At 64.0% G+C, this 24309-nt stretch carries 21 protein-coding genes and 1 pseudogene; 14 read left to right on the forward strand and 8 right to left on the reverse strand.

The genetic code is table 11. The annotated features are described in order from the left end of the window. From ABIC03_RS29340 to ABIC03_RS29360, 5 genes and pseudogenes are all read left to right on the forward strand, one after another. Positions 1–122: pseudogene (locus ABIC03_RS29340) on the forward strand (chemotaxis protein CheW); the annotation flags it as partial. 29 nt (positions 123–151) lie between these two features. Next, the gene (locus ABIC03_RS29345; protein WP_007598955.1) at positions 152–538 is read left to right on the forward strand and encodes a response regulator; all 387 of its coding nucleotides are present in this window, start codon (positions 152–154) and stop codon (positions 536–538) included. Between the two features lie 60 nt (positions 539–598). After that, a complete protein-coding gene (locus ABIC03_RS29350) occupies positions 599–1480 on the forward strand; it encodes a CheR family methyltransferase (protein WP_275174421.1) in 882 nt (293 codons plus the stop codon). 2 nt (positions 1481–1482) lie between these two features. Next, positions 1483–1800: a PilZ domain-containing protein gene (locus tag ABIC03_RS29355; RefSeq protein ID WP_275174420.1), complete on the forward strand. Its 318-nt coding sequence runs from the start codon at positions 1483–1485 to the stop codon at positions 1798–1800. Positions 1801–1941: 141 nt separating this feature from the next. Then, entirely contained in the window at positions 1942–2445 is a 504-nt protein-coding gene (locus ABIC03_RS29360; protein WP_354063232.1) for a response regulator, read from the forward strand. Positions 2446–2501: 56 nt separating this feature from the next. On the opposite strand, the gene ABIC03_RS29365 is transcribed toward ABIC03_RS29360, so the two are convergent. Then, on the reverse strand, positions 2502–2711 hold the full coding sequence (locus ABIC03_RS29365; RefSeq protein ID WP_354063235.1) for a hypothetical protein: 210 nt from the start codon (positions 2709–2711) through the stop codon (positions 2502–2504). 229 nt (positions 2712–2940) lie between these two features. On the opposite strand from ABIC03_RS29365, the gene ABIC03_RS29370 reads away from it, so the two are divergent. Next, positions 2941–3576, forward strand: coding sequence for a response regulator transcription factor (locus ABIC03_RS29370; RefSeq protein ID WP_007604420.1), 636 nt, complete (start codon positions 2941–2943; stop codon positions 3574–3576). Positions 3577–3686: 110 nt separating this feature from the next. Here the strand turns inward: ABIC03_RS29370 and ABIC03_RS29375 are convergent, their stop codons facing one another. From ABIC03_RS29375 to ABIC03_RS29385, 3 genes are all read right to left on the reverse strand, one after another. Continuing rightward, on the reverse strand, positions 3687–7283 hold the full coding sequence (locus ABIC03_RS29375; protein WP_354063238.1) for a PAS domain S-box protein: 3597 nt from the start codon (positions 7281–7283) through the stop codon (positions 3687–3689). After that, the gene (locus ABIC03_RS29380) at positions 7261–7689 is read right to left on the reverse strand and encodes a response regulator (RefSeq protein ID WP_354063240.1); all 429 of its coding nucleotides are present in this window, start codon (positions 7687–7689) and stop codon (positions 7261–7263) included. The genes ABIC03_RS29375 and ABIC03_RS29380 overlap by 23 nt, the downstream gene beginning before the upstream one ends. 202 nt (positions 7690–7891) lie before the next feature. Further along, positions 7892–8608 carry a GntR family transcriptional regulator gene (locus tag ABIC03_RS29385; RefSeq protein ID WP_354063242.1) on the reverse strand — a complete coding sequence of 239 codons (717 nt, stop codon included), beginning with the start codon at positions 8606–8608 and terminating at the stop codon, positions 7892–7894. A gap of 95 nt (positions 8609–8703) precedes the next feature. Here ABIC03_RS29385 and ABIC03_RS29390 point away from each other — a divergent pair, with 95 nt between their 5' ends. The 5 genes from ABIC03_RS29390 to ABIC03_RS29410 all read left to right on the forward strand — a co-directional run bounded on the left by ABIC03_RS29390 (position 8704) and on the right by ABIC03_RS29410 (position 13915). Continuing rightward, positions 8704–9723, forward strand: a complete 1020-nt coding sequence (locus ABIC03_RS29390) for an ABC transporter substrate-binding protein (RefSeq protein ID WP_354063244.1) — start codon at positions 8704–8706, stop codon at positions 9721–9723. Beyond that, complete coding sequence (locus ABIC03_RS29395) at positions 9723–10484, forward strand: ABC transporter ATP-binding protein (RefSeq protein ID WP_354063246.1); 762 nt, start codon at positions 9723–9725, stop codon at positions 10482–10484. The genes ABIC03_RS29390 and ABIC03_RS29395 overlap by 1 nt, the downstream gene beginning before the upstream one ends. 12 nt (positions 10485–10496) lie before the next feature. Then, on the forward strand, positions 10497–11354 hold the full coding sequence (locus ABIC03_RS29400; protein WP_027515055.1) for an ABC transporter permease: 858 nt from the start codon (positions 10497–10499) through the stop codon (positions 11352–11354). Beyond that, positions 11351–13090, forward strand: a complete 1740-nt coding sequence (gene araD / locus ABIC03_RS29405; protein ID WP_354063248.1) for an L-arabinonate dehydratase — start codon at positions 11351–11353, stop codon at positions 13088–13090. The genes ABIC03_RS29400 and araD overlap by 4 nt, the downstream gene beginning before the upstream one ends. Positions 13091–13195: 105 nt before the next feature. After that, a complete protein-coding gene (locus tag ABIC03_RS29410) occupies positions 13196–13915 on the forward strand; it encodes a ribonuclease activity regulator RraA (RefSeq protein WP_354063250.1) in 720 nt (239 codons plus the stop codon). A gap of 192 nt (positions 13916–14107) precedes the next feature. Here ABIC03_RS29410 and ABIC03_RS29415 read toward each other — a convergent pair whose 3' ends face one another. Beyond that, complete coding sequence (locus ABIC03_RS29415) at positions 14108–16213, reverse strand: S9 family peptidase (protein WP_354063252.1); 2106 nt, start codon at positions 16211–16213, stop codon at positions 14108–14110. Between the two features lie 138 nt (positions 16214–16351). On the opposite strand from ABIC03_RS29415, the gene ABIC03_RS29420 reads away from it, so the two are divergent. Both ABIC03_RS29420 and ABIC03_RS29425 read left to right on the forward strand, forming a co-directional pair. Beyond that, positions 16352–17788, forward strand: a complete 1437-nt coding sequence (locus tag ABIC03_RS29420) for an MBOAT family O-acyltransferase (protein ID WP_354063254.1) — start codon at positions 16352–16354, stop codon at positions 17786–17788. Continuing rightward, positions 17788–18924, forward strand: a complete 1137-nt coding sequence (locus tag ABIC03_RS29425; RefSeq protein ID WP_354063256.1) for a hypothetical protein — start codon at positions 17788–17790, stop codon at positions 18922–18924. Before ABIC03_RS29420 ends, ABIC03_RS29425 begins: the two co-directional genes overlap by 1 nt. A gap of 112 nt (positions 18925–19036) precedes the next feature. On the opposite strand, the gene ABIC03_RS29430 is transcribed toward ABIC03_RS29425, so the two are convergent. From ABIC03_RS29430 to ABIC03_RS29440, 3 genes are all read right to left on the reverse strand, one after another. Further along, positions 19037–20224 carry a pyridoxal-phosphate-dependent aminotransferase family protein gene (locus ABIC03_RS29430; protein WP_354063258.1) on the reverse strand — a complete coding sequence of 396 codons (1188 nt, stop codon included), beginning with the start codon at positions 20222–20224 and terminating at the stop codon, positions 19037–19039. A gap of 108 nt (positions 20225–20332) precedes the next feature. Next, positions 20333–21073: a thermonuclease family protein gene (locus ABIC03_RS29435; RefSeq protein ID WP_354063260.1), complete on the reverse strand. Its 741-nt coding sequence runs from the start codon at positions 21071–21073 to the stop codon at positions 20333–20335. A 210-nt stretch (positions 21074–21283) separates the two neighbouring features. After that, on the reverse strand, positions 21284–23011 hold the full coding sequence (locus ABIC03_RS29440) for a hypothetical protein (RefSeq protein ID WP_354063262.1): 1728 nt from the start codon (positions 23009–23011) through the stop codon (positions 21284–21286). A gap of 426 nt (positions 23012–23437) precedes the next feature. Between ABIC03_RS29440 and ABIC03_RS29445 the strand changes: the two genes are divergently transcribed. After that, entirely contained in the window at positions 23438–24286 is an 849-nt protein-coding gene (locus tag ABIC03_RS29445; protein ID WP_354063264.1) for a caspase family protein, read from the forward strand. The last annotated feature ends 23 nt before the right edge of the window (positions 24287–24309 follow it).

Below are 24309 nucleotides of genomic sequence, written 5' to 3' on the forward strand. Positions count from 1 at the left end.
ATCTCGACCCCCGCATGGCCAAGCTCGCCGGCGGTGTCCACCGTCTCGACGGCCAGCTCATGGTCGTCCTCGACGTCGACCGCGTCCTCGAGCTCAAAACCGAAGTGCAGATGGCTGCGTGAGCCCAAAACATCGAAGCCGGAGAACCGAAATGAAGACGTGTTTGGTGGTCGATGATTCAAGCGTCGTGCGCAAGATCGCACGCCGGATCCTGGAAGGCCTGGAATTCGAAGTCACGGAGGCCGAGGACGGCTCCAAAGCGCTCGAGGTCTGTCAGCACAAGCTGCCCGACGCTGTGCTGCTGGACTGGAACATGCCGGTGATGGACGGCTTCGAGTTCATGGGCCACATGCGCCGCCTGCCGGGCGGCGACCAGCCCAAGGTCGTGTTCTGCACCACCGAAAACAACGTGGCTCATATCGCTCAGGCGCTCAGCGGCGGCGCCAACGAGTACATCATGAAGCCCTTCGACAAAGACATCATCGCCGACAAATTCGCTGAAGTCGGCTTGATCCCGGTCGGACAAGCCATGGTCTGAGTTATCTGGCCGAGTGTTCCAGCCAGAGTGTTCCCAGTACAGCTTCCGAGAGGCCTATCCGTGACCCCGACCGAGTATGAGTATCTGCGTAAGTTCCTGAGGGATCATTCCGGGCTCGATCTGTCCGCAGACAAGCAATATCTGATTGAAAGCCGGCTGTTGCCGCTGGCGCGCAAGGCCGGCATCTCCGGCATCGGCGAGCTCGTGCAGAAGCTGCAAGGCGCTGGCTCGGGCGCGCTCGTCACCAGCGTGGTCGAGGCGATGACCACCAACGAGACCTTCTTCTTTCGCGACAAGGTCCCCTTCGATCATTTCCGCGACACCATCATGCCGGAGATCATCAAGGCCCGCGCCGGCCGCCGCAGCGTGCGCATCTGGTGCGCCGCCGGCTCGACCGGGCAGGAGCCCTATTCGCTGGCGATGAGCCTGAAGGAGATGGGTGCGGCCCTGACCGGCTGGCGCGTCGAGATCATCGCGACCGACCTGTCGCAGGAGGTGCTCGAGAAGGCCAAGGCCGGCATCTACAGCCAGTTCGAAGTGCAGCGCGGCCTGCCGATCCAGATGCTGATGAAATATTTCAAGCAGACCGGCGAGACCTGGCAGATCAATCCCGAGCTGCGGGCGATGATCCAGCACCGGCAGCTCAATCTGCTGCACGATTTCGCTCAGCTCGGCACCTTCGACGTCATCTTCTGCCGCAACGTGCTGATCTATTTCGATCAGGACACCAAGATCAACATCTTCAACCGCCTGGCTCGTCAGATCGAGGGAGACGGCTTCCTGGTGCTGGGCGCGGCCGAAACGGTGGTCGGACTGACCGACACGTTCAGACCGATTCCGGAGCGGCGCGGTCTCTACAAGCCGAACGATCCGCGTGCCGCGGCCGCCAAGCCGGCTCTCGCCGGCGCCGCGCCGCGCGTAGCGGTCATGGCAGGACGATAGGCATGGCCGAGGATGGCAAGGGCGCGGAACGCGTGACATTCAGTCGCGGCTATGATGTCTGCATCATGGCCATCGACGGCACTTGGCGCCGCGACTGCAAGCTCAACGCGATCTCCGACACCGACGCCGTCCTGACGGTGGAAGGCTCGATTCAGGGCCTGAACCTGAAAGAGTTCTTCCTGCTGCTGTCGTCCACCGGCCTTGCCTATCGCCGCTGCGAACTGGTGCGCGTCAACGGCGTCGAAATGGACATCCAATTCCTGCGTGGCAAGAACCGGAAGAAGCGCGGCGCCGCCGGTGGCCGTGACGAGGCGGCGTGATCTTCACGTGCTTCTCGTCGCCGTGCTCCGCGACATTGGTTCACATTTGCTGAAACATCCGACTGAATTTGCCGTCGCGGCTTTACGTCGCCTAAGCGCGAACCGGGTATCCATTGCCGGTCTCAATCTCAGGATACGGTAATGCCCAGAAGCTCTTTCTCACCTCTCCCGTCAAACCTGCCCGACGGCGCCGAGCGGCGCGCACTTCAGCTTCTGGTGGTCGACGACGACGCCACGCAGCGCAGCCTGATCACGGTCGCGGCCAAGCAGGCCGGCCACGAAGTCACCGTGGCGCCGTCCGTGGCCGAAGCGATCGACAAACTCCGCACTTCGCGCTTCGACTGCGTGACACTCGATCTCGTGCTGGAGGATGGCGACGGCATCGACGTGCTGGGCGAGATGGCCAAGGCGAAATTTGGCGGCGCCGTGATCGTCATCAGCGGCATGGACGGCAAGCGCCGCAGCGCCGCCCGCAGCTTCGCCCGTTCCGTCGGGATCGAGCTCCAGAGCCTGCCCAAGCCGCTGGATCTGGCCGCATTGCGCATCAGCCTCGCCAATCTCGGCAAGACCGCGATGGGCCTGCCGGCGATGCACACCTGGGGTGGCGTCGCCACCGACGCGATCGTGGAGCGGCACCGCGCCTGAGCCGCGGGCCGCCATGCGATGAAAGAATGCGGTTGCCGCGTCGCAGCGATCGCGATCTACACCGTGCTGCCGGCTTCCGACAGGCATTCCAGGGCGTTGCCAAGGCCGGCCCGGCAGCCATCGAGAGCGGCGATCGCCGTGGCATGCCGGGGTGTGACATCGTCGAGCACGAAGACGTCGGCGGAACCTTCCGGATCGCTGCCGTGTTCTTGATCCATGGCTGTGGCGGTCCGGCGCATACTGGTCTCGATCTGCGAGATCAGCATGCGAAGGTGAGCCGCAATCAGCTCACGGCTCTCGATTTCGGGCATTGCGACGAGAGGCGGCGTAGCGCCAATTTAGCATGGATATTCTCCGTCCTCTGCAATTAGGCGCCTTGCCGCTACTTGTGCGTTATGTCCATGTCCCGTACAAATACGGTGGGCCGAATCCGCGCCGAACGCCATAACGGTTGGGGCGGACGCGAGTCCTTCATGCCAACCGGATGTGTGGCACATGGCCGAACAAAGCTCTCGCGGTGAAATCTTCGTGGTCGACGACGACGCTGCCGTTCGCGACACCTTGTCGATGGTGTTGAAGGCGGCGGGCTATGAGGTGATCTGTTTTGCGGACGGCGCAGCATTGCTCTCCGTCGCGCGAAGCCGCACACCTGCAGCGGTCCTGCTCGACGTGCATATTCCCGGCAAGTCGGGTCTCGACATTCTCAATGAGCTGCACGGCGAAGACTATCCGGCACCGATCTTCATGATCTCCGGGCAGGGCGATATCGCGATGGCGGTAGGGGCCATCAAGAGCGGCGCGCTCGACTTCATCGAGAAGCCGTTCCGCGGCAGCGAGATCGTCGGCCGGCTCGACGAGGCGATTGGTGCCTATGCACGCAGGCAGTCGGAGAACGCGGCGCCGAAGTTCGGTTCGCTGCATTTCCCCGGACGCGAGCCGTTGACGCGCAGAGAGCGCGAGGTGCTCGAGCAGTTCGCCGCCGGCGCCTCCAACAAGGAGGCCGGCCGCACGCTCGGCATCAGCCCGCGCACCATCGAGGACCACCGCGCCAACATCATGAAGAAGCTCGGTGCGCGCAATGCCGCCGATCTGATCCGGATCGTGATGACCGCGGCCCAGCGCGCGTCGTAAATTTATCGGTCAGTAGCCCGGATGGAGCGTAGCGAAATCCGGGGATCCGTGTCCACGGCAAGACACGTCCCGGATTGCGCTGCGATCCATCCGGGCTACGGCCCCTCACATCAACTGCTCAATGCCTTGCGGATGGCCCGCGCCAGATCCGATTTGCGATAGGGCTTCGCCAGCAGCAGAACGCCCGAATCCAGCCGGCCGTGATGGATGATCGCGTTCTCGGTATAGCCGGACGTGTAGAGCACCCTGAGATCGGGACGCGTCCTCTGCAGTTCATCGGCGAGCTGTCGTCCGTTCATCTTGCCGGGCATGATGACGTCGGTGAACAGGAGGTCGAACGGTTTTCCGGCGGCGACGATTGCGAGCGCCTCCGCGGCGTTCGCAGCCTGCAAGGTGACGTAGCCGAGCGAATGCAGCTGTGCCAGCACGTAGTCGCGCACCAGCCGGTCGTCCTCGACCACCAGGATCGTCTCGTGTCCGCCCTCGATGGTCGCCGGCGTCACGCTCTCGCCGACCGCCGTCGGCGTCTTGCCGGGCGGCAGATACATCTTGATCGTGGTGCCGTGGTCTTCCTCGCTGTAGATCTTGATATGGCCCGCGGACTGCTTGATGAAGCCGTAGACCATCGAAAGCCCGAGGCCGGTGCCCTTGCCCGGTCCCTTCGAGGTGAAGAAGGGGTCGAACACCCGGGCCAGCATGTTGGCGGGAATTCCGCTGCCGGTGTCGCTCACGGCGATCAGCACGTAATGGCCCGGCGGGACGTCGTTGACGCTGGCATAGACCTCGTCGAGATAGGCCGCGCCCGTCTCCACGATCAGCTTGCCGCCGCCGGGCATGGCGTCGCGGGCATTGAGCGCGAGGTTGAGGATTGCGGTGGTGAGCTGGCTCGGATCGACGGTCGCGACGCAGTTCTCGTCCTCGAACACCGATTCGATATGGATCTGCTCGCCCAGCGTCGGCCGCAATAATTTCGCGGTGTCGATGATCAGCGCGTTGACGTCGATCTCGCGCGGCTGGAGCGGCTGCTTGCGCGCAAACGCCAGCAGATGCTGAGTCAGCTCGGCGCCACGGCCGGCGGCTTCGTCGATCATCTTCGTGATCGCCGCGAGCTCCGGCTCCTTGGCCACCGCGTCGGCCAGGATCTCGATCGTTCCGGTGATGACGGTGAGGATGTTGTTGAAGTCGTGCGCCACGCCGCCGGTGAGCTGGCCGACCGCCTCCATCTTCTCGGCATGACGGATGCGTTCATCGGCCGCGATCTTGTCGGTCAGGTCGCGGTAGAACGAATTGAGGAGAACGCCTTCGCGTCGCCGGAGCGCCGTGACGCTGAGCTCGGCCCTGAATTCCTTACCGTCGCGCCGCCGCACCAAAAGTTCGCGCCGTGGATTGGCTAGCGATTGTTGCTCGGATTCGAGAAAGAGCTTCAGTCTGGCCCTGACGCTTTCGCGCTCACTGGGGGCGACGAAAAGCTCGATCGCATTCTTGCCGATTGCCTCCTCACGCGTCCATCCGAAGAGCTTCTCGGCCTGCGAGTTCCAACTCAGGATGGCGCCGGTGTGGTCTGTCTGGGTGAAGGCGTCGAGGGAGGTCTCGACGATATTGCGCGCAAGCTGCTCGCTCTCCCGCAAGGATTCCTGTGCGAGCCTCGCCTCGGTCATGTCGCGCCCGACGAAGAAGTAACGCTGGGCGTGGTCGGACCAGCTGCCGAGCCAGGACAGCCAGACCTCGCGTCCGTCCTTGTGGAAGCAGCGGGTGTCGGCGAGCTTCAGCCGCTCGCCGCGCCTGAGCGCGCGCATCTCGTCGCGCGACTGGTCGAGATGGCCGGGATGAATGAAATCGGCGCCGCTGCGGCCGATCATCTGCTCCGGCCGGTAGCCGATAATGGCCTCGCTGCTCGGACTGATCTGCGCGATGTGGCCGCGCGCGTCCATCACCATGATCAGATCCTGCGAGGTGTCGAAAAGTTGTCGCCGTTCCTCAAGCTGCTGCTGCAGCGCCCGCTCGGCCCGACGCGCCTCGGTCAGGCTGCGCGCGGTGCCGGAGGCGCCCACGATCTCGCCCGATGGGCCCCTGATCGGCGACAGGCTGAGTGAGATTTCGACCGGCGTGCCATCCTTGCGCAGGCGCACCGTCTCGAAGCGTTCGATCGGCTCGCCTCCGGCGATCCGCCGCAAATAGTCCTTGCCTTGCTCGCGTCTGTCGGGTGGGACGATAATCGAGGTGGATTGCCCGATCGCCTCATTCGCCGGATAGCCGTAGAGGCGCTCGGCGGAGGCATTCCAGCCGGTGATGATGGCGTCGAGCGATTGCATCACGATCGCATCGTCGGAGGATTCGACGGCGGCGCTGAACAAGCGCTCGCGCGCTTCATGATGGCTTCGCGCGGCCTCGGTGCGGCGATGTTCCTCGACCTCGCGTTCAAGAGCGGCCGTCTTCGCTCTCGTTTCTTCGACCATTTGGGCAAAGGCCCGCGCCAGCACGCCTGTCTCTCCGCTCGCATCGACGGGAATGTCGGCGCGCCGTCCGCTGCCGATCGCCTCCACTGCCGCGGTCAAACGCCCGATCGGCCGCGTCAATGAGCGCGCCAGCAGCATCGCAAGCAAAGCTGCGGCAAGGACGGCAAGCAGGCCAACCAGCGAGGAGGTTTTTTGAATGGCCGCCGGAACGCGGCTGAACACGGAGGAGGGGGCCGTCTCGATGACTGCCAACCACTCCTTGCCGGCAAGCAGCGCGGGCGCGATTGCCGCTCCACTCGGCCGGCCCGACCCGTCGCTCGTAAGCTGCGCCGATCCTTGCGGCAGGCCGGCCCGCGCTGCAAAGAACGGAAAGTCACGGCGCCAGTCATTTGCGCTGCCGCGCAATGTGCCGAATTCCCGCGCGCGATCGGGATGGACCAGATAGTCGCCGCGCGCGTTCACGACATAGATCTCTCCCCCGGCGCTCGCGGTCGAGCGGATTCGATCGAGCGCGGGACGCATGTCGATATTGGCGATGATGATGCCGAACGGCTTGCTATCCGGCGTGAACAGCGGCGTCGCGACGCGCAACGTCGGAATGTGAGGGTCCGTGGTTCCTCCCTGCCGGGTGGCGAGATCGAGGGGCGAAACATAGACGTCGCCCGGCGCCAATCGAATCGTCTCCTGGAAATAGGTTCGTTCGCTCTTGCGTTCGAGTTCGCCGTTGGGGACGATCCGTGCTGCTCCGTTCGGGCCGGCGCGATCGACGCGGACCAGCTCGCGCTGGTCGTCGTCAAGGCCGATAATTCGAAATTGCCCGTAGCTCGGTTTCGCGTCGATCTCGGCTGCGAACCGCGCTGCGATGCGCTCGCGCCAGGTTTGCTCCGAAACGCCGTCGACGGCATCGATGCCTCCACCGACATGGGCGCGGATCAGGCCATTGATGGCAGCGGCGGAGCGATAACCGAGTAGATCGCCACGAGCGCCGGCAACGTAGGATTCAAGATGGGTGGCCAGCAGGCTCGACTGGGCTTCGATCCGCTCCAGGACCCGCGGAATGACGGCCTGGGTGATGTTGCGATAGCCGAGCCAGCCGACTGCGGCCACGGTGACCGCCACCAGCAGGATCATCGCGATTGCGAGCCGCGTAGCGAGCGTCATGGTGATATTTGCACCGCTTCCCGAAAGGCCGTGCCCGTGCTCGGTTGGAACAGAATGAAGGTTCTGGTCATCGGCGGCCGGTGCTGACATCCGGATTCCTCACCGATGCCGCCCGCGCCGCGTCCAGGCAGCCAGCGACCGCGGCGAGCAGCGCGTCGGCCCGGAACGGCTTCTGCAAGCTCGCCACCGCGCCGAGCTTGGTCGCCATCTTGAGGAAGTCCGGCTCCGCATGAGCATCCGGCGTGAACGAACGGCCGGAGATGACGACGATCGGAATCGCCGGCTGCAGCGCCCGGATGTGGCGCATCGTCTCCAGGCCGTCCATGCCGGGCATGAAGATGTCGAGAAACAGCAGGTCGAACTGGCTGGCTTCGAACAGCGCAAGTCCCTTGCGGCCGTCTCCGGCGACGGTGATGTGATGACCAGCCCTCTCCAGGAGCAGCCGAATCGTCATCTGCACGGCCGGGTCGTCATCCACGATCAGGATGTTGGCCACGTCTGGTATCCTCCGGGCCGGATGGGGTTTCCCAGCGACCGCAAATCAAACCATCAACTCTGAAATTGTTGCGCGGATTGCATCCGGCCTGCAAGCACTTCGCCATAGATCCGACAATTGCTCGCAAAAGGCGAATCGGTTGCGCCAAGTTATGCACGGTGACGTGCACAAGCGCTCGCTCGCGACAATCGGGCCCCATAGGCTAGTCGCTCAGGTATTCCGGATAGTGGCTTCGGATCGTGTCGAGCTCGCTCAGCGTGCCCGACAGGTGCTTGCGCAGATGCTGTTGCGCGGTATCGGCGTCGCCGGCCTCGATCGCGCGCGTGATCAGCTTGTGGTGGCGGACGATGTTCTGGGCCTTGCCGGGTGAGGGCAGATGCAGCCGGCGCAGCCGGTCGATATGTCCGCTGCGACTGCGCACCAGCGTCCAGAGCTCCTGCTTGCCGGCCGCGGCATAAAGCTGCGCGTGAAAATCATTGTCGCCGGCGATGAAGCTCTGGAAGTCTCCGGCCTTGGCGAATTGCTGCTGGAGCGCGATCGTGTGGTCGAGGCGTATGACCAGGGCTTCGTTGTGCTGCTGCGCAAGCAGCCGGACGATTTCGAGCTCCAGCGCCTGGCGCAGGAAATGGGCCTGCTCGGCCCGACCGACATCGACCCGGCTGACGACGGTGGCGTGCTGCGGAAACACGTCGACGAGCCCTTCTTCCTCCAGCCGCATCAAGGCGTCGCGGATCGGCGTCGAGCTGACACCGAACTGTGCGGCGAGATCCGTGCGCGACAGCGGCGAGCCCGGCGGCAGTTCGAGCGCGAGGATGGCGTTGCGCAGCCGCTCGAACACTTGCGGTGCCGCCTGCCGGGCCCGGTCGAGCCGCGCGCCCGGGCGGGCAGCCGCGCGGGGAGCGGATTGGGCTGTTTCCATGCGAAGGGCTCCGGCCGGCCTTGCCTTTGATGCACTAATGCATTAGCGCATCAGTGAGATCGCTCGTCAATGGCGGCCGGAGGAAACGAACAACAATGATCAAGCAATTGCAGTGCGGCCTCACGGCCATCGCCCTGATCGCCGCAACAGCGCTGACGTCCTCGCCCGCGAAGGCGCAGCAAAAGTCCGAGATCTCGCTGTCGCGCCAGCCCGGCATTTTCTACATGCCGAGCCACATCATGGAAAAGCAGAAGCTGATCGAGAAACACGCAGCCCAGCTCGGGGTGGCCGGTGTCACCACCAAATGGGTCACCTTCTCCGGCGGCGGTGCGCAGACCGACGCGCTGCTCGCGGGCGGCGTCGACATCCTCAACACCGGCACCGGCAATCTGCTGCTGCTGTGGGACCGCACCCGCGGCGGCGTCAAGGGCATCGTCGCGACCTCGGCGCAGCCGATGACCTTGATCAGCCGCGACGCCAACATCAAGTCGATTAGGGATTTCGGCCCCGGCGACAAGATCGCCGTGCCGACCGTAAAAGTCTCGACCCAGGCGATCGTGCTCCAGATCGCCGCCGCCGAAGCCTTTGGCGCCGACCAATGGTCGAAGCTGGACGTCAACACGGTGCAGCTCGGCCATCCCGACGCCTATGCGGCGCTGTCCAACGCCAAGCACGAGGTGCACACCCATTTCTCGATTCCGCCGTTCACCTTCCTCGAGCTGAAGAACGTGCCGGGTGCGCATGTCGTGCTGTCGTCGCCTGACGTGATGGGAGGCCCGCTCAGCCAGGCGCAGTTCTTCACCACCACGAAGTTCGCCGATGCCAACCCGAAAATCACCCAGGCCGTGCGCGATGCGACCAAGGAAGCGCAGGATCTGATCCGCAGCGACACCCGACAGGCGGTCGAAATCTACAAGGAGATCACCGGCGACAAGACCTCGGTGGAAGAGCTGCTCGATCTGCTCAAGGAGCCCGGCATGATGGAGTGGAACCTCGAACCGCAGGGCACCATGAAATTCGCCGCCCATCTGTTCAAGACCGGGACCCTGAAGACCCAGCCCAAGGCCTGGACTGATTACTATCTCCCCGTTGCCCATGATCTGAAGGGCAACTGATGGCGCTGCTCGACGTCAGCTCCGTGACGCTGCGCTACAAGACCTCCAGCGCAGTCGTCACCGCCACGGAAAGGGTGAGCTTTACGGTCGGCAAGTCCGATCGCTTCGTGCTGCTCGGGCCGTCCGGCTGCGGCAAGTCGACCCTGCTCAAGGCCGTCGGCGGCTATATGAGCCCGAGCGAAGGCCGCATGACCATCAACGACCGCGAGATCCACGGTCCCGGCGCCGATCGCATGATGATCTTCCAGGAGTTCGACCAGTTGCTGCCCTGGAAGAGCGTGCTGGCCAACGTGATGTTTCCGCTGCTGACCGCGCGAAAATTGTCGCGTAAGGACGCCGAAGCGCGGGCGCGGGCCTATATCGAGAAGGTCGGCCTGACCCGCGTGGTCGATGCCTATCCGCACACGCTCTCCGGCGGCATGAAGCAGCGCGTCGCGATCGCGCGCGGCATGGCGATGGAGCCGGACATCCTGCTGATGGACGAGCCGTTCGCCGCGCTCGACGCGCTGACGCGCCGAACCTGCCAGGACGAGCTGCTCCAGCTCTGGAGCGAGACCAAATTTACCGTGCTGTTCGTGACCCACTCGATTGCGGAAGCGATCCGCATCGGCAACCGCATCCTGCTGCTGTCGCCGCACCCCGGCCGCGTCAAGGCCGAGGTGGTCGACGTCGACAAGGTCTCGAATGACGACGGCAGTGCCGGCCGGCTCGAGAAGGAGATTCATGATCTCCTGTTCGCCGCCGAAGCAACGGCGCATTGAGGGGAGCCTTTCATGGGCGAAGCCAGGATTCTGCTACGTGAGGCGCCGGTCGCCGGTAGCGCAGCCGAAGTCGAGCGCAAGCTGAGCGTGCTCGAGCTGTTGTGGAACGATGGTTTTGTCCGCAAGACCGTCATCATCCTGTTCCTCGCGGCGGTCTGGGAGGCCTACGGCCTCACCCTCGACAATCCCCTGCTGTTTCCGACCCTGCACGACACGATCCTTACGCTCTACGACCGCGTCAAGGACGGCACGATTCCCATGCGGGCCTGGGCGTCGCTGAAAGTGCTGTTCATGGGCTATTCGGCCGGCATCGCGCTCGCCGCGATCTTCACCGTGCTCGCGATCTCGACCCGCATCGGCACCGATTTCCTCGAGACTGTTACGGCGATGTTCAATCCGCTGCCGGCGATCGCCCTGTTGCCGCTCGCTTTGATCTGGTTCGGTCTCGGCAACGGCAGTCTGGTGTTTGTGTTGATCCATTCGGTGCTGTGGCCGGTCGCGCTCAACACCCATTCCGGCTTCAAGAGCGTGTCCAACACGCTGCGCATGGTCGGCCGCAATTACGGCCTGCGCGGATTGCCCTACGTGGCGAAAATCCTGATCCCCGCGGCGTTCGGCTCGATCCTGACCGGTCTCAAAATCGGTTGGGCCTTTGCCTGGCGCACGCTGATCGCGGCCGAGCTGGTGTTCGGCGTATCGTCGGGGCAGGGCGGGCTCGGCTGGTTCATCTTCGAAAACCGCAACCTCCTCGACATACCTGCGGTCTTCGCCGGCCTCTTGACGGTGATCATCATCGGGCTTTTTGTCGAAAACCTGATCTTCCGCGCCATCGAGCGGAACACCGTGCAGAAATGGGGCACCCAATCATGACCAAGAAGAAACTGACGCCCGACCAGCTCCGCAGCGCGCGCTGGTTCGCACCCGACGATCTCCGCTCGTTCGGCCATCGCTCCCGCACCATGCAGATGGGCTACGCGCCGGAGGAGTGGAAGGACCGCCCCATCATCGCGATCCTCAACACCTGGTCGGACGCGCAGCCATGCCACATGCACTTCAAGTCGCGCGTCGATGACGTCAAGCGCGGCATCCTGATGGCGGGTGGCCTGCCGCTGGAGCTGCCGGCGCTGTCGCTGTCGGAATCGCTGCTCAAGCCGACCACCATGCTCTATCGCAATCTGCTGGCGATGGACGCCGAGGAGCTGCTGCGCAGCCATCCGGTCGACGGCGTGGTGCTGATGGGCGGCTGCGACAAGACCACGCCCGCGCTGCTGCTGGGCGCGACCTCGATGAACATTCCGGCGATCTATCTGCCGGCCGGCCCGATGCTGCGCGGCAATTGGAAGGGCAAGACGCTCGGCTCCGGCTCGGACGGCTGGAAATACTGGGACGAGCGGCGCGCCGGGAAAATCTCCGAGAAGGACTGGCTCGACATCGAAGCCGGCATTGCGCGCAGCTACGGCACCTGCATGACCATGGGCACGGCTTCCACCATGACCGCGATTGCCGAGGCGATCGGCATGACGCTGCCGGGCGCCTCCTCGATTCCCGCCGCTGATGCCAACCATATCCGCATGGCATCCGAATGCGGCCGCCGCATCGTCGATATGGTCTGGGAAGATCTGACGCCGAAGACGATCCAGACCCGCAAGGCGTTCGAGAACGCGATCGCAGTGGCGATGGCGATGGGCTGTTCGACCAATGCGATCATCCATCTGATCGCGCAGGCTCGCCGCGCCGGTCTCGATATCGGCCTCGACGATTTCGAGATTGCGAGCCGCAAGGTGCCCGTTATCGCCAATGTGCGGCCGAGCGGCGATGCCTATCTGATGGAAGACTTCTTCTATGCCGGCGGGCTGCCGGCGCTGATGGGGCAGATCAAGCCGCATCTGCATCTCGACTGCATCACCGTCACCGGCCAGACGCTGGGCGAGAACATCGCGCACGCCGAGGTCCACAATGACGACGTGATCCGCTCGATCGACAATCCCATCTACAAGGAAGGCGCACTCGCCGTGCTCAAGGGCAATCTCGCGCCCGACGGCTGCGTCATCAAGCCGAGCGCCTGCGCCCCGCGCTTCCTCAAGCACACCGGCCCGGCGCTGGTGTTCGACGACTACCCTTCGATGAAGAAGGCGGTCGACGATCCCGATCTCGACGTCACCGAAGACCACATCCTCATTCTGCGCAATGCGGGGCCGCAGGGCGGGCCGGGCATGCCGGAATGGGGCATGCTGCCGATCCCGACCAAGCTCGTGAAGCAGGGCGTCCGCGACATGGTGCGGATCTCCGATGCGCGCATGAGCGGCACCAGCTACGGGGCCTGCATTCTGCACGTCGCCCCCGAATCCTATGTCGGCGGGCCGCTGGCGCTGGTGCGGAACGGCGACCGCATCACGCTCGATGTCGCCGCCCGCACCATCAATCTCGATGTGTCGGAAGCCGAGCTCGACAAGCGCCGCGCCGCGTGGAAGCAGCCCGAGCGTCGCTTCGAGCGCGGCTATGGCTGGATGTTCACCAAGCACATCAAGCAAGCCAATGACGGCTGCGACTTCGACTTCCTCGAGACCGATTTCGGCGGGCCGATCGGCGAGCCCTCGATTTACTAGTTTCTGTCGTTCCGGGATGGTCCGAAGGACCAGACCCGGAACCTCGAGATTCCGGGTTCGATGCTGACGCATCGCCCCGGAATGACGACCATGAAAGAGCACGAGATGACCAAACTCACCGAAGCCACCCGCAACAAGCTCAAATCCGTCTCCACCGCCACCGTCGCCACCGCGTTATTCAAGCGTGGCCTGCGCATCCAGATGATCCAGGATGTGCACCCGCTCAGTGCCGGCCAGCCAACCATGGTCGGTGAAGCCTTCACGCTGCGCTATATGCCGGCCCGCGAGGATCTCAACACCATCGACGTCTTTAGGGATCGCTCCCATCCGCAGCGCAAGGCGGTCGAGGATTGCCCGCCAGGCAGCGTGCTGGTGATGGACAGCCGCAAGGACGCGCGCGCCGCTTCCGCCGGTGCGATCCTGGTCACGCGCTTGATGAAGCGTGGTGTCGCCGGTGTCGTCACTGATGGCGGTTTCCGTGACTCGGCCGAGATCGCCAAGCTGGGTATCCCCGCCTACCACCACCGCCCGAGCGCACCGACCAATCTGACGCTGCATCACGCCATCGAGATCAACGCTCCCATTGGCTGCGGTGACGCGCCGGTGTTTCCTGGCGACGTCATTCTCGGCGACAGCGACGGTGTGATCGTGATTCCCGCGCATCTCACTGAGGAGATCGCCAACGAGACCTTCGAGATGACCGCGTTCGAGGACTTCGTCACCGAGGAAGTCAACAAGGGCCGCGGCATTTTCGGTCTCTATCCGGCGACGGACCCGCAGACGCTGACCGACTTTGCCGCATGGCGGAAGGCGAACGGAAGGTAAAGGACGACAACTCGTCTCACAATCTCCGTCGTCGTCCTGGCGAAAGCCAGGACCCATTACCCCTGGGAGTAATTTGGCGAAGACTCGGAGTCGTCGTGTTTTCGCGCGGTATTGACACCGACTTTATCGGATAGATCACGCGGTATGGGTCCTGGCTTTCGCCAGGACGACGATGGGGAGGCATATGAGCGCCTACACCCCCGCCTCCGCCATTCCCACCGCCCACAGCGCGAACGCATAGACGATCGCGACTTCATCGAGCCGGTTGAAGCGTCCCGAGGCGCCGCCGTGGCCGGCGCCCATGTTGGTGCGGAGCAGGACCGGGCCGCCGCCGCTCATGGTTGCGCGCAGGCGCGCGATCCATTTGGCTGGCTCCCAGTACGTGACGCGCGGATCGGTCAACCCGCCCATCGCCAGGATGGCGGGATAGTCTTTCGCCGCGACATTGTCGTAGGGCGAATACGACAGGATGGTGCGGAAATCCTTTTCGCTCTCGATCGGGTTGCCCCATTCCGGCCATTCCGGCGGCGTCAGCGGCAGCGTGTCGTCGAGCATGGTGTTGAGCACGTCGACGAACGGCACTTCGGCAACGATGCCGGCGAACAATTCGCCAGCGCGGTTCGCCACCGCGCCCATCAGCATGCCGCCAGCCGAGCCCCCGTGGCCGACGATGCGCTTTGCACTGGTGTACTTCGTATCGATCAGCGCGCGTGCGCTGGCGGCAAAATCGTCGAACGAGTTCGTCTTCTTCTCGCGCTTGCCGTCGAGATACCAGCCCCAGCCCTTGTCGGCGCCGCCGCGGATATGGGCGATGGCATAGACGAAGCCGCGATCGACCAGCGACAGCCGGTTGGCGCTGAACGAAGCCGGCATCGCCATGCCGTAGGAGCCGTAGCCGTAGAGCAGCAGCGGCGCCGCACCGTCGAGCGTGAGCCCGCGGCGATGGAGGATCGAGACCGGCACCTCGGCGCCGTCATGCGCCTTCGCCATGATGCGCGTGGTGACGTAATCGGCAGGATTGTGGCCGGACGGGATCTCCTGCCGCTTGCGCAGGGTGCGCGTGCGCTTGACCATGTCGTAGTCATAGACTTCCGACGGCGTCGTCATCGACGAATAGGCGAAACGCAAGTTCGTCGTGTCGAACTCGTAGGAGCCCATCGTATCCAGCGAATAGGCCGCTTCGTCAAAGGCGATGGCGTGCTCCTCGTTGGAGGCGAGGTCGCGGATCACGATGGACGGCAACGCATTGGCGCGCTCCAGCCGCACCATGTGGCCGGCATAGAGATCGAGATCGATGATGTAGATGCCCGGACGAGACGGGATCAGATCGCGCCAGTTCTTGCGCTCGGGTGAAGCCAGCGGTGCGGTGACGATCTTGAAGTCGATGGCCTCGTCCGCGTTGGTGAGGATGAAGAGTTCGTCGGCGCGGTCGGCGAGCGAATATTGCACGCCTTCCTCGCGTGCCGCGACGAGACGCGGCGGTGCGTCGGGATGGGCGAGGTCGATCAGCCGCTGCTCGGAGGTCTCGTGGTCGCCGCCCGCGATGACACAGAAGCGGCCGCTGGTGCTCTCTTGGAGATGGGTGAACCAGCCGGAATCCTGCTCTTCGTAGACCAGCGTGTCGTCGGCCTGCCGAGTGCCGAGCTTGTGCCGCCACACCTGCATGGGGCGGTGATTGTCGTCGAGCTTCACGTAGAAGAACGACGTGGCGTCCTTGCTCCAGACCACGCCGCCGTCGGTCTCCTCGACGACGTCGTCGAGGTCCTTTCCGGTCGCCCAGTCGCGCACGCGGATCGAGAAATATTCCGAGCCCTTGGTGTCGGCGCTCCAGGCCTGCAGCCTGTGGTCGTTCGAGTGCCGGCTGCCGCCGAACTTGAAATAAGTATGGTCCTTGGCGAGCGCATCGCCGTCGAGCACGATGTGGCCCTCGCCGCCATCGCGCGGCATGCGGCCGAACAGCTCGTGCTGACCGCCTTCGCGGAATTTGCGGAAATAGGCGAAGGGACCATCCGGCGACGGCACGCTGGAATCATCCTCCTTGATCCGCCCCCGCATCTCGCGCACCAGCGTCTTCTGCAGGGCTGCGGTGTGGCCGAGCAGGCTCTCGGTGTAGCCATTTTCTGCGTCGAGATATTTGCGGATGTCGGGATCGAGCACCGCGGGGTCGCGCAGCACCTCCTGCCATTTCTCGTCCTTCAGCCAGGCATAGTCGTCGGTCACGGTAATGCCGTGCCGCGTGAAGGAATGCGGCCGGCGCGGGGCGACGGGAGGCTGGGAAGGTGTTCTGGCTTGTGTCACTCGATCCTCATTCAGATGCGTCCTGCCTTATATCGTCCCGATTCCGCGAATTGCCAGCGCTACAGCGCCAACTCGCCGGGTTGTTGATCGGTCTCTTCTATGCTTTAGGCTTCCTATCCCCGCCGCCGGTCCAGCCTGATGCTGTTCAATTCCTACCCGTTCATCCTGCTGTTCCTGCCGGCCGCGCTGGCTGGCTATTTCTGGCTCGGGCTGCGCAGCAATCTGGCCCCGGTGATCTGGCTGGCGGTGGCCTCGCTCACCTTCTATGCCATCGGCAACTGGCAGTTCGTCGCCCTGTTGCTGATATCGATCGCCTTCAACTACGGCATAGGCCACCTCCTGATCGTGGCGAAGCTTGCTCCGTCGCAACGAAAGGCGGCACTTGCCTTCGGCGTCGCCGGCGACCTCCTCGTGCTTGGCATCTTCAAATATGCCGGCTTCGTCACCGAGAACATCAACGCGCTGGCCGGCACGCACTTTGCGGTCCACATCCTGCTGCCGGTCGGCATCTCCTTCTACACATTCACCCAGATCGCGTTCCTGGTCGACGCATGGCGCGGGCAGGTCGCGGCCTACGCGCTGCCGCACTACGCGCTGTTCGTGACATACTTCCCGCATCTGATCGCGGGGCCGATCCTTCACCACAAGGACATGATCCCGCAATTCGAACGGGAGGAAACCAAGCGTCCGCATGGGCATCTGATCCTGTGCGGCCTCATCATCTTCGCAATCGGCCTCTTCAAGAAGACGTGCCTTGCCGACGGCATCCAGCCGCTGGTCGCGCTCGCCTTCGATGCGCGCGCGCCGAGTTTTGATCAGGCCTGGCTTGGCGCGCTCGCCTACACCTTCCAGCTCTATTTCGACTTTTCCGGCTATTCGGACATGGCGATTGGGATATCGCTGATGTTCGGCATCTTCCTTCCGGTCAATTTCAACTCGCCCTACAAGGCCACCAGCATCGTCGAATTCTGGCGGCGCTGGCACATGACGCTGTCGCACTTCCTGCGCGACTATCTCTACATCCCGCTCGGGGGCAACAGGCGCGGCCGCGTGCTCCGTTATGTCAATTTGCTGCTGACGATGCTGCTCGGCGGGCTCTGGCACGGCGCGGCTTGGACTTTTGTCATTTGGGGCGCGCTGCATGGCGCCTATCTCTGCGTCAATCACGCTTTCAACGCGCTGGTGCCGAATGTTCCGAAGTTGCTCGCGAGCCCAACTCGCGTCGCCGGGGCCGTGCTGACATTTCTCGCCGTCGTTGTGGCCTGGGTATTCTTCCGTGCCGAACGGGTCGATTGGGCCATGCGGGTTCTTCACGCCATGGCCGATCCCTCGAACATCGTCTTCGGTCGCGAGGAGATTGCGGCGCTGGTGATGGTCACGATCTACGCCGCGCTGGTGTGGCTCGCGCCGAACACGCAAGGTATCATGGAATACGACCACGCCAACCGCAGGGTCGGCGAGGGTCTGATGGCCGGACGGATGCGGCCGCTGGTTCTCTATGGTGCGTCGCTGGTGCTTGCGTTCGGGATTTTGGGTATCCAGAGTCACAGCGAATTCATTTATTTCCGGTTCTGATGCGCGGCGCGTTCACACATCCAGGGCGTCTTCTCCTCGCGAGCATCGCGTGCGTGCTCGGGGCGGCGGCGCTCACCTATGTCGTCGATCCGCTGCAGCTGTTTCGGCCCTCGCGTCTCGTCGCGCCGTTCTATTCCGATGACACGCGCGTGCAGAATGTTGGGCTGATCCGCAGCCAGTCGTTCGACACCGCCTTCATGGGCACCTCGCTCGCGATCCATTTCCGTCAGAGCGACATCGACCATGCGCTTGGCGTGCACTCGTTGAAGCTGGCGATGACCGGGTCCAATTCGCGCCAGCAGGGTTTTGTGCTGGAGCAGGCAATCGACCGCGGCGCAAAGCGCGTGATCTGGCAGATGGACGACTTCATCTTTGTCGATGCGGCCGACATCGAGACGGATCCTTATCTCTCTGCCGATCTCTATCGCGGGACAGCAAAAGGCATCGCGTCGTATCTGTTCAGTGCGGCCATGGCGAAGGAATCCCTGTTCGCATTGCTCCGGTCGGTTCCGCCGTTGCGGCAGCCGCTGACCCGGGCGGCGCCTTTTCTGCCAATCAAGTTTGCGCTTGAAGACGTCGACGACATCTATGCGCTGCCGCGGGATGTCGACGTCGCGCGCGCCTATAATGCGAAAAGGACGCTCGCGGCCTTCGCCTATATCACCGATCCCGTACGCAGCCGATTTCTCGGCGAAGGCTATCGTTACGACGCCATGGTGCGGCATTTCGAGCATGACGCCGTCGGCCTGATCGCGCGCCATCCGGACGTGACCTTCGACATCTACTTCCCGCCCTATTCGATCCTGCAATTCGTCGCGATGCGCGATGCTTCGCCTGCGACGCTGAAGATCGTCACCGACCTCACCGCCGTCATGGCGCAGCGCCTGACCCAGCTTCCCAATGTGCGCCTGTACGATTTCCGGGCGATCAAGGACGTGACGCACGACCTCGGCAACTACGGCGACGTCATCCACCATTCGCCGATCGTCGATGCGAAGGTGCTGTCGTGGCTGGCGCACGGGGAATATCGGGTCGATCCGAAGGCGCCACTTGCGTCGCTGGATGAGCTGAAGGCGCAGGTTGAAGCGTATCGGCTAAAGCAACCGGGTCGTCCCGGCGAAGGCCGGGACCCATAACCCCAGGGAGGAGTTTGGCGAAGACTCGGAGTGAAACGGTCCTCGGTACTGCGACCGCGCTCTGTCGATAGATCACGCGGTATGGGTCCCGGCCTTCGCCGGAACGACAGGTTTACGCCGCCACCTCTTCGCCGAGATACGCAACTGCCGCTTCGAGCCCGCCTTTGCCGTGCGGGATCTTCAGCGCATTCAGCCCGACCTCGATCACCCCCAACGTGCCGAGCAGCATCGGAGCGTTGACGTGGCCCATATGGGCGATGCGGAAGGCTTGTCCCGAGAGATCGCCGATGCCGGTGCCGAGCACGACGCCGCACTTCTCCTTGCAATAGCGTTGCAGGATTGCCGGATCGTGGCCGTTGCTCATGGTCACCGTGGTCACGGTGTTGGAGCGTTCGCTGGCTTCCGCGACGTTGAAGCCAAGCACCTGCCCTTCGGACCACGCGCCGACGGCGCGGCGCGCGGCTTCGCCGAGCAGGCTGTGGCGGCGGAAGGCGTTCTCAAGCCCTTCCTCGTGCAACAAGTCGATCGCCTGGCGTAGCGCGAACAACAGATGCACCGGCGCGGTGCCGGCATATTTGCGATAGTGCTCGCTGCCCTCGCGCTCGCTCCAGCTCCAATAGGGTGTGCTCATGTTGGCGGTCTTCTGGACCTCGAGCGCGCGCGCGTTGGCCGCGACGAAGCCGAGACCGGGCGGCGTCATCAGGCCCTTTTGCGAGCCCGACATCGCAACGTCGATGCCCCATTTGTCCATCTCGAACGGCATGCAGCCGAGCGAGGCGACAGTGTCGACCATGTACAGCGCCGGGTGGCCGCTCGCCTTGATCGCCTTGCCGATCGCCTCGATGTCGTTCTGCACACCTGAGGCGGTGTCGACCTGGACGACGACGACGGCCTTGATGGTGTGCTCCTTGTCGCGGCGCAGGCGCTCCTCGACCTCGTGCGGCCGTACCGCGCGGCGCCAGTCGCCCTTGAGCACCTCGACCTCGGCACCCATCAGGGAAGCCGCATTGCCCCAGCCGATCGCGAACCGTCCGCTTTCGAGCACCAGCACCTTGTCGCCGCGCGACAGCACGTTGCTCAGCGCCGCTTCCCAGGCGCCGTGTCCGTTGGCGATGTAGATGTAGGACTTGCCCTTGGTCGCAAACAGTTTCGAGATGTCGCTGAGCAGGCTCTCGGTCAGATCGGTCATCTGCTTGGAGTAGATGTCGATCGCCGGACGATGCATCGCCCGCAGCACCTCGTCGGGCATATTGGTGGGCCCGGGGATGGCCAGAAATTCCCGGCCCGCGCGAACGGTCATTGCTGTTGGTCCTTGTTGCCTGAGAACAGGATCGGTGGGTCGCTGATTTACACTTTTACGCGGCGCTGCGGTGCAAGAAAAGGCCGGAAAACGCAGGTCTGACGTGGGCTATCTCTTAGTCTCGCGGCAGCCCGCAGCTTCGGCTTCCTCCACCGAGCAGAACCAGCGCGTGCCCTTGCTGATCTTCATCTTGATCTGGGTGTACCAACGGCTGGTCGGCTGGTGATAGATGCACTCGCCGGCGGTGTTGACATTGCCCTTGATGGTGCAGTCCGGCGAGGGCGCGACCGGGCCCGAGGCCGAAGCGAGCAGGATCGCATGCGCGCCGTCGGGCGGCTTGGTGGCGCCGAGGATGGTGGTCTTCTTGTTGCGCACGCGCCAGTCCCAGGGCGCGATGAAGGCGCCCTGCCACATCCCGGCCTTGGCCTCCCGTGCGGCCTTCTCGTCCGCCTCATAGTCGTGCGACATGCGGGTGTAGGCCAGCGCCCAGCCTGTGTGCACCAGCCATTTCTGGATGTCCTCGCCGCCGACATCGCAGCGCGCCACGGTGCGGCCGCGCCGGTCGATCGACCTCGCATGGCAGACCCAGCTCTTGCCGTCGGCATATTTGGCGAGCTCGTCGCGGGCCGCGATGCCGCAGGTCCAGCGCTCGCCCTTGTTGTTGAGGCAGAGCTGGTCGACCGCGGGCGCGTCGATGCCGCCGAGTCTGATCCGCGTGTTGCCGATCACCACCGCGTCGCCGGCGCGAACCTTTGCGGTGCCGGTGATGTCGGCGGCCTCAGCCGGCGACGGCAAGCCGGGCAAGGAGAAGCCAAGCAATGACAGCGCAATCAGGAATTTTCGCAACATGCCGGTCCGCGTGTGATGAAATTGCGATAGACCGCGCAATTGTGGTCGGCTTTTGTCCGCCCGGCCAGCATATGCCTGACAGTTCGGCTTTCAACTTACTGTCATCAGCGAAGTTTTGTAGGGTGGGTTAGCCGAAGGCGTAACCCACCTCTTTCGCCTCCACGGCGGCAGAAGTGGTGGGTTACGCTTCGCTAACCCACCCTACCAAACCTATCCCCGCGTCATCGCCCGCTTGGCCACCGCTAGGCCCATCAGCACAAATGCCGACGTGACCTCCGGACCGCCGACCAAAATCCGCGTCGGCGTCTTCATCTTGTTCCATTCATAGGCGCGGAACGGGCCGCGGCGGCCGCCTTCGCCGAGACTCGCCACGATCACGTTCAGCGCCGGCGCAAAGGCGCGCGGGTCGGCGCCGAGATGGCCGAGCGCGATCAGGGCGAGCGCTGCGTCGAACACGTTCATCTCGGCGGCCATCAGCTCGCCCTTGACGTAGGCGAGCACGCGGTGGCGGATGAAATCGAAATCGCCGTCGGGATCGATGATCGCCTGCGCCGCCAGCGGCAGCGCCAGGAAAGCAGCATAGCAGCGGCCGAAATAGGCGCTGTAGAGCTCCGGCAGATAATAGATGTGCGAGCGCGGATTGGCGAAGGCGCCGCTCGCCGCCAGCCGCTTCTGGAAGCCGATGATGCGATGAACGGTGGCGAGCCGCGCCGGTGTCTCCAATACTTTCCAGCGCGCGAGGTTGCGGAAGCTGACCTCGAGAATGTCGAGATTGAGCGTCGGATCGAGATCGTTGCCATAGGGCCGCTCGCCCTTGAGGTTGTCGATCCAGGTCGCAACCCCGCCCTCGTAGTCGATATTGTCGTTGAGCGGCACGGTCACGCGCGGCTCGTTGACGCCGGCGCGCACCTGATAGCCCGCATAGAAATCCAGCAGCGGCTGGTCGAGGATCGGATCGGTGCAGCCGGCCTGCGTCGCGGCGGAGATCGAGCACGCCGTGGTGTCGCAATCCGGCACGTAGACGCCGAAACCGAGGTCCTGCTTGATCTGGGCGAAGTAGCGCGAGAAGCGCGGATGCGGTGCGGGCGCGAGCGCGGTGATGACGTTGAACCGCGCCCCGTCGATGCCCTCGACCTCTTCGCGGCTGATGTTGACGCAGAAATCGACCATGTCCGCGACCGCGCGCTCCGCCGCCATCTTGTCGGCGAGCGAGGCCAGCCCTGTCTCGACGTAGCTCAACAGCGCCTCGATGAAGAACGCGTCGTAATAGGCCGAGCGGTGGCGGATCTGCACCGGCTCCCACATCGGTTCGGCAACCCCTCGCCAGGGCGGATTGACGACGGCGCGCGCCGGCGTTCGCGCGATGAAGACACGGGCGAGGTTGAACAGCAGCGAGGAGTTCTTGTAGCCGCGCGCGTTGAGACCCGTGAGCGCCATGGTCAGCTCGCGCCCGCGGAAATCGGGGTCGCCGATCAGGTTGAACGCGGCGTAGGTCGGCAGAAAGCCATTCTTGCGGTACGAGCCCAGCAGATGCTGCGCGCAGTCGCGGATCACGCCGTCGATCTGGGATTGTTGCGGCGTGGCGCCGGTGAACATGGCCGGCGGCGGCTTGGGATGATCCAGCGCGATGCTGTCGACGAGATCGGCGACGGGCTGGCCGACCGCCGCCCAATCGGGCTCGGCCTCGTCGCGGGCGCGCACCAGCGCCTGGCGCAGCCGGGCCAGTTTGCCTTCGTCGCGCAGCTCGGGCAGTCCGGCCCGGCGCAGCAGCACCCGCAATGCGGGATTGCCGAGCGCGGTCTTGTAGAACTTGGCCAGATGCGGATCGCCGCTGGCCGCAGCGGTCAATACGGGATCGCAAACGTCGTAAAGCGAAGGGCCGTCCTTCCGCGCCGTCAGCGCCCGGCAGGCGGCGCCGGCAAAATATTGGAAGCTCATGAAATACCTGGTCGCGGGAATTTGGCCGAGGGCGCCGGCCGGCACGCTCCCAGCCGCGCGCCACCCCCTGCAAGTCGTTGAAAAAGCTACCCGGATTCGCAGGAAATACAAATGTGGTGATGGTCACAGAAAAAGCCGGCACGAAGCCTGCATAATCAGGCTCCGGAAGGCTACGGGGACGCAAAAAAATCACACATTGGGCAGTGAAAATTAACTCATGTTTCCAGTGGCTTAGCTCAAATTTTCGACGATCTATTGCGGGGGAGGCGATATCCGGTTAAGGGTTTGTTTGGTGCGGCGCCGCAAATTGCGCGCAATTCGGGGGCACACCCCCGGCCAATCCCTCAAACCCAAAGACGCTATCGCGCTACTCAAACAGTGTGCGCGTGCTTGGCTGGTCTTTGGCACTGACAGGAATGACGCGAGATGAATGTAACGCAGCTCGACATTTCCCGACGCACGATCGCGGTGGCCGCAGCCCTCATCGGCACGGTCTCGCTCGTGATCGGCGCCCATGCTGCCCTCAACATGCGGGCGCTCGATGCCGCCAAGGCCGTTTCGACCGACCAGGTCACCGGCTCGATCGGCCAGGCCTCGCGTCTCGCCCTCGTCATCGGCAATGGACATTACCCCGACGCCACCGCGCCGCTGACGCAGTCGATCAACGACGCCCGCGCGCTGTCCTCGTCGCTGCGCAAGAACGGTTTTGACGTCGACATGGTGGAAGACGCGACCAAGGACGACATGGTCCGCGCCGTCAATCGCCTGAAGTCCCGGATCAAGCGCGACACCGTCGTCATGCTGTTCTTCGGCGGCTACGGCGTGCAGGCCGGCCGCGAGAGCTACATGCTGCCGGTCGATGCCGCGATCTGGAAGGAAAACGATGTCCGCCGCCAGGGCGTCTCCATCGAGGGCGTGCTCGACATGATGAAGGAGCAGGGCGCCAAGGCCAAGCTCGTCGTGGTCGACGCCTCCCGCCGCAATCCCTATGAGCGCCGCTTCCGTTCCTACAGCCACGGCCTCGCGCCGATCAGCGCCTCCGACAATGCGCTGATCCTCTCCTCGGCCTCGCCGGGCAAGGTCGTCGACGACGGCAAGGGCGAGCACAGCGTGCTGGTCAGCGAGTTCCTCAACAACCTCAATGCGCAGGGCAGCGCCGAGAGCGTCTTCAACAAGACCCGCCTTGCCATCTCCCGCGCCAGCGAAGGCGACCAGGTCCCGTCCGTCTCTTCCTCGCTGCTCGAGGACGTCCATTTCGGCGAAGCCGGCGGCTAGTTTTTCTTAGCGCTGGTAGGGTG

The sequence above is a fragment of the Bradyrhizobium sp. RT6a genome (assembly GCF_040547675.1).
In the GTDB taxonomy this organism is placed as follows: Bacteria; Pseudomonadota; Alphaproteobacteria; order Rhizobiales; family Xanthobacteraceae; genus Bradyrhizobium.

Coding starts and splice junctions, on each gene's coding strand:
- ABIC03_RS29425 (WP_354063256.1), top strand. CDS start 17,788: ATGCGCGGCGCGTTCACACATCCAGGGCGTCTTCTCCTCGCGAGCATC.
- ABIC03_RS29355 (WP_275174420.1), top strand. CDS start 1,483: ATGGCCGAGGATGGCAAGGGCGCGGAACGCGTGACATTCAGTCGCGGC.
- ABIC03_RS29410 (WP_354063250.1), top strand. CDS start 13,196: ATGACCAAACTCACCGAAGCCACCCGCAACAAGCTCAAATCCGTCTCC.
- ABIC03_RS29440 (WP_354063262.1), bottom strand. CDS start 23,011: ATGAGCTTCCAATATTTTGCCGGCGCCGCCTGCCGGGCGCTGACGGCG.
- ABIC03_RS29345 (WP_007598955.1), top strand. CDS start 152: ATGAAGACGTGTTTGGTGGTCGATGATTCAAGCGTCGTGCGCAAGATC.
- ABIC03_RS29400 (WP_027515055.1), top strand. CDS start 10,497: ATGGGCGAAGCCAGGATTCTGCTACGTGAGGCGCCGGTCGCCGGTAGC.
- ABIC03_RS29390 (WP_354063244.1), top strand. CDS start 8,704: ATGATCAAGCAATTGCAGTGCGGCCTCACGGCCATCGCCCTGATCGCC.
- ABIC03_RS29375 (WP_354063238.1), bottom strand. CDS start 7,283: ATGTCAGCACCGGCCGCCGATGACCAGAACCTTCATTCTGTTCCAACC.
- ABIC03_RS29385 (WP_354063242.1), bottom strand. CDS start 8,608: ATGGAAACAGCCCAATCCGCTCCCCGCGCGGCTGCCCGCCCGGGCGCG.
- ABIC03_RS29445 (WP_354063264.1), top strand. CDS start 23,438: ATGAATGTAACGCAGCTCGACATTTCCCGACGCACGATCGCGGTGGCC.
- araD (WP_354063248.1), top strand. CDS start 11,351: ATGACCAAGAAGAAACTGACGCCCGACCAGCTCCGCAGCGCGCGCTGG.
- ABIC03_RS29360 (WP_354063232.1), top strand. CDS start 1,942: ATGCCCAGAAGCTCTTTCTCACCTCTCCCGTCAAACCTGCCCGACGGC.
- ABIC03_RS29420 (WP_354063254.1), top strand. CDS start 16,352: ATGCTGTTCAATTCCTACCCGTTCATCCTGCTGTTCCTGCCGGCCGCG.
- ABIC03_RS29395 (WP_354063246.1), top strand. CDS start 9,723: ATGGCGCTGCTCGACGTCAGCTCCGTGACGCTGCGCTACAAGACCTCC.
- ABIC03_RS29430 (WP_354063258.1), bottom strand. CDS start 20,224: ATGACCGTTCGCGCGGGCCGGGAATTTCTGGCCATCCCCGGGCCCACC.
- ABIC03_RS29370 (WP_007604420.1), top strand. CDS start 2,941: ATGGCCGAACAAAGCTCTCGCGGTGAAATCTTCGTGGTCGACGACGAC.
- ABIC03_RS29365 (WP_354063235.1), bottom strand. CDS start 2,711: ATGCTGATCTCGCAGATCGAGACCAGTATGCGCCGGACCGCCACAGCC.
- ABIC03_RS29435 (WP_354063260.1), bottom strand. CDS start 21,073: ATGTTGCGAAAATTCCTGATTGCGCTGTCATTGCTTGGCTTCTCCTTG.